This window comes from Rahnella sp. ChDrAdgB13 (assembly GCF_017655185.1).
GTDB classification, from domain to species: domain Bacteria; phylum Pseudomonadota; class Gammaproteobacteria; order Enterobacterales; family Enterobacteriaceae; genus Rahnella; species Rahnella contaminans.
Window position 1 is genome coordinate 1 of record NZ_JAEMGT010000234.1, and the last position, 1,156, is coordinate 1,156.

The window sequence follows — 1,156 nt, forward strand, 5'->3', positions numbered from 1 at the left end:
GGATAGCTCAGTCGGTAGAGCAAGGGATTGAAAATCCCTGTGTCCTTGGTTCGATTCCGAGTCCGGGCACCATATTTAAAGAAACCAGCCTAACGGCTGGTTTTTTGCTTTCTGGCCTCGGCCAAAAAAATCCTGCCCTCTCCCTTTCGTGACTCACTTCTCACCCCTTCATTCATTTGCACAAAACTCCCGTTCAATCCTGTTTAAAAGTTAGGCCAACGTCCGTTAACGGGCATATTTCCTCGTTTTAGACTGTTTCCTTAGGCTAAAAAATTTACTCAAAGCCCTACAAACAGGATTGTCTGATGCAAATAACCCACATTGAGGTATTGCGCGTTGCTATTCCTTTCAGCAGCGGCAGGGAAAAATCACAAGAGAAAAACACTGACGCTTACAACGCGGCGTCACCGACATTAACCCGTATGGAAACGCTGCTGGTCAAAATCACCACGGATACCGGTTTACACGGCTGGGGCGAAGGTTTTGGGCATCTTTCAAACCCGATGACGGAAACGGCGCTGAACGGTCTGGTGGGCAGATTTTTCCTCGGGCAAACCTGTCCGCAAAGCCCTGACGAAATTGCCTCGCTGATGCAACAGGCAGAAATCAATTTCCACGCCTTTGGCCGCACGGGGCCGGTGATGTTTGCGCTGTCGGCAGTGGATATCGCGCTGTGGGATTTGCTGGCAAAAGCCAGAAACCAGCCGCTTTGGCAATTGCTTGGGGCGAAGCGCCATAAAATCGGGGTTTATGCCAGTCTGGTGAGTTACGGGAATGACCCGCAACGCGTGGCAGAAAAAGTGCTGAGCACTTATGACGCCGGATTCCGCGCCATCAAACTGCATGAAACAGAATACGCTGCCATTGCCACCGCGCGGGAAGTGTTGCCGCAAGATGCTGAACTGATGGTCGATGTAAATTGCCCGTGGAGTGTTAAAGATGCCATCGCGCAGGCGCAGAAGTTACGCCCGCTGAATCTGGGATGGCTGGAAGAACCCGTCTGGCCGCCGGATGATCTGGCTGGTCTGGCGCAGGTCAGAACACAAGGCACACGAATTGCCGCTGGCGAAAATGCGGCGGGCATACAGGGTTTTGTCGAGCATTTCGAACGCGGCGCGATTGACATCGCACAGCCGAGCGTCAGCAAAGTTGGCGG

1 protein-coding gene is annotated in these 1,156 nt (G+C 52.8%); it reads left to right on the forward strand.

From position 1 onward, the window contains the following. Positions 1-305 precede the first annotated feature (305 nt). A partial coding sequence (locus tag J8X26_RS27260) for a mandelate racemase/muconate lactonizing enzyme family protein (protein WP_208952640.1) occupies positions 306-1,156 on the forward strand: 851 nt, incomplete at its 3' end.